The sequence below is a fragment of the Pseudomonadota bacterium genome, assembly GCA_026388255.1.
GTDB lineage: Bacteria > Desulfobacterota > Syntrophorhabdia > Syntrophorhabdales > Syntrophorhabdaceae > JAPLKB01.
Genome location: JAPLKC010000144.1, coordinates 1 through 3,062 on the forward strand (window position 1 = coordinate 1; position 3,062 = coordinate 3,062).

The window sequence follows — 3,062 nt, forward strand, 5'->3', positions numbered from 1 at the left end:
AAACGGTCCTGTATCGCTTGCTATTGAAAAGGATACGGCAGGGAATATATCGAATGTGACGGCAACACAGGGAGGACGTTCATCAAGGCTCGACCAGAGGGACACCAATGCGATGACCACGTTCAAGCATGGATATGATTCATGGACAGGAAACAAGGCGGTAAGAGAAGATACCTCCCTCAACCTGTCGCAGAAAGGGACAAAGTCGTGGGCAGGATATCAGGGAGTAACTGAGAATTCTAATACCAGAACGGGAGTATTCAAAGATACTGACCCGGAAACCGGTAAACAAGAAATGTTCTACGGAAGATGGCATAGCGACCCTGCAACGGGCAAACAGGTTGCCGCTGATTATACTAATCTCAATACGGGAAGGGTGTCTACGGTAAGAACGACAACCGGAGAAGATGGTGCTGAGAGTAAACATTACGGTGTAGGGCAGTACGAGTCTGGACCGGGCGGGGTAGGGCAGGTGAGCAATTTTAAAGAACTAAGCCACGACGAGATACAGAAAGGTGGGTTTGCGGCTAACAGGATCAGTGGACAGTCGGGGCAGGTGTTACATGAAACTGACAAAACGGGGCAGTCGACAAGTGTTGAACATAAATTTAATATGGATTACCAAAAGGAGTTCAAAGGCACGGCTGGTGGGGTAGGGCTGAATGATAAAGATGATCTTACCAAATTGACGGATGAACGAGTAGCATGGATTATAGGAGTAGGCGCAGCGAACAAAGGCGTGGAAATGCTTAATCAAACAGCCGGGGCTGGCAGAAGCGTGAAAGAAGTTTCAAGCTGGAGATTTCAGAAGCCGACATGGCAAACGAATCATGCTAAAACACCGTCACCTCCGGCAGAAACTAAAACGGTTAATGCTAAACCGAAACCGCCACGTGGAAAGGGTAGATAAACAAAAGGAGAGATATATGCTGGAAGTCATGAAGTGTTTAGTTGTGGAAAATGGTTTTATATGCCTGATAGATGGTGATTATGAGAAATCTATAGAAGATTTAAAAGACGAAGACATTTATATTTCTCTCATGGAGGGCGGGATAGCTATCGTCCTACAGGAGAAAGTGATTATTCCTATACCAGAGTCGGCGCTGGATTACTTTGTTGATAATGCCAATCTCGCGTTATATTCTTTCAATCCTTTTGCGTATATAGAAAAACCTATCGTTACAATAAACTTCACGAGAGATACAATATTCGAAGCAAAAAGCGTATATCATTATTCAAAAACACCTGAGCCGGAGCAGTAGAACAGCTATCTATCATTCTGATGATAGATAGCGTAATATATATTGCCTTTGCAAGAAGAGTAAAAAGGGCTGGTCATAACATTCTCATCATCATCTATACTATGGCATGGTCCGCTTCCACAATAACACCCCATTATCATAAGAGGTATGACGGTGATCGCAAAGCCTAAACCCATAGTTATTGTAAGAGTATCAACAGCGTTTTTTAACGCTGGTATGGTCATAAATGAAGGTAATATTATAGCAATTATCGAAAGCATCGGAATCGAAAAGACCACACAGGTTATAAACATCCAGATCCTTACCTTTCTCTCCCTGTCATCACCGGTCTCTGCCGCCATTCCATACTTTCTTGCAGCGATCCTCATGTTTCTGTCGGTGCTCAGCAGGCATACATGACGACCCTGATTCTTCAGATATCTACCTGTTGCTACGATCTGATTATCAGCACCGCTATGAAGCATATCCACGAGTCCGTTTCCCATGTTACTCATGATCGTTACTCTGTTCTTTCTCTGATATTGCTCTATACTCTGAGATGCCCTGCGGGAACACCAGGCAACGCTCTCATCATTGCTGTTTTTGAGATAGTCGAGCTGTCTTATGACTGCGCCGGGGATCACTACGTTGTGTCCTTTAATGGTTGAGATTATATCGGGATAGTTTATTAAAGCTGAAGTGTCGAGAACATAAGTTTTAGCCATAGTATACTCCTTTTTTTGTGTATACCCTCCCTCAGCCAGCGGCAAGGAAGGCTTTTTGAAAAATTGTTTATTCTCATTTTGCTCCTGTTGTTTGCATATATATCCTTACAGGGGGCCGCAAATTACCTCTCCCTATAATTATATTATAACTCAGAATTTCAATACCGTGACATTTCTGGTTACATTTATTTTATGGGGGTTCCAGAGACTGCCGATTAGAGAAGAAACTAAATCCAGCACGGATTAATATACCGGCATATTAACAGCCAGTAAAAAGTAAAGTCTGTGGTACTCATCCGCTTATCGAGAGTATGCTGCCCCACAAAAAAACCAAACAAACATCCAGCCTATTTTTTGCACCTTTTCCGTTTATCATATCATTTGATTGTTACTGTTCTTGCCCCGGGAATTAATACATATGCAGATAATATTTTAGTAGGATTGTCCGAAAACCACTTTTAATTCTTGTACGGGTGCCATCAAGGACAGCCGTTCGCCAACATATCAAAAACAAAAAACACATAAACATTAAAAAATCAAAAACAAAGGAGAGAGGGATATGTTAGACATACTCAGTATTTTCAAAAAAAAGGCAGCAGGGGTAACAGAAACGGCGCCAAAAGTTGACGGAAGACTGCGTCACGAATCAGGCTTGCTCGTCAAAAACGGTGATGTTATGCGTATCCGCGGAACGGCTTACGAACCTGATACAGAAAAGCCTTTCGGCGCATGGGGTCAGGTTACGCTCAGCGACGGGACAGAGTTTTTTTCGAGCTTTTCCTTTAAGGATTACCACGGCAAACTGGAGAATGCTCCATACATCGCCTTAGCGCAAGCAATGGAAGAGGCTCAGATCGGTGATGTAGATGCGCTGCAGAAGTTTTGCAAGTCGCATATGTCCAAAGGCCGACGGTAGTATAAAGCCGGGTTAGCAAAGCGAAAAAGCTTTGCAACAACCCGGCTTTCTTTGTTGGGATTTGTACAACTCAAAAACAGTAATACACGGTAAAATATCAAGCAGGCAACGAAATTGAAAGCGGAGGATGCATGACAGAAGCGGCACGTCTCAAAGAGCAAAAAAGACTGAGGAATGTAA

4 protein-coding genes are annotated in these 3,062 nt (G+C 43.2%); 3 read left to right on the top strand and 1 reads right to left on the bottom strand.

Annotated features, from left to right (window positions below):
• Both NT178_18965 and NT178_18970 read left to right on the top strand, forming a co-directional pair.
• Window positions 1-910 (top strand): hypothetical protein (locus NT178_18965; GenBank protein ID MCX5814597.1); only part of this gene is annotated, 910 nt, incomplete at its 5' end.
• Between the two features lie 16 nt (window positions 911-926).
• A complete protein-coding gene (locus tag NT178_18970) occupies window positions 927-1,262 on the top strand; it encodes a hypothetical protein (GenBank protein MCX5814598.1) in 336 nt (111 codons plus the stop codon).
• 5 nt (window positions 1,263-1,267) lie between these two features.
• Here the strand turns inward: NT178_18970 and NT178_18975 are convergent, their stop codons facing one another.
• A complete protein-coding gene (locus NT178_18975; GenBank protein ID MCX5814599.1) occupies window positions 1,268-1,966 on the bottom strand; it encodes a PIN domain-containing protein in 699 nt (232 codons plus the stop codon).
• Between the two features lie 559 nt (window positions 1,967-2,525).
• On the opposite strand from NT178_18975, the gene NT178_18980 reads away from it, so the two are divergent.
• Window positions 2,526-2,882, top strand: a complete 357-nt coding sequence (locus NT178_18980; protein MCX5814600.1) for a hypothetical protein — start codon at window positions 2,526-2,528, stop codon at window positions 2,880-2,882.
• Window positions 2,883-3,062 lie beyond the last annotated feature (180 nt).

What these genes read in the sequence shown, in the direction of transcription:
- NT178_18970 (MCX5814598.1), top strand. Translation starts at nt 927, where the DNA reads ATGCTGGAAGTCATGAAGTGTTTAGTTGTGGAAAATGGTTTTATATGC.
- NT178_18975 (MCX5814599.1), bottom strand. Translation starts at nt 1,966, where the DNA reads ATGGCTAAAACTTATGTTCTCGACACTTCAGCTTTAATAAACTATCCC.
- NT178_18980 (MCX5814600.1), top strand. Translation starts at nt 2,526, where the DNA reads ATGTTAGACATACTCAGTATTTTCAAAAAAAAGGCAGCAGGGGTAACA.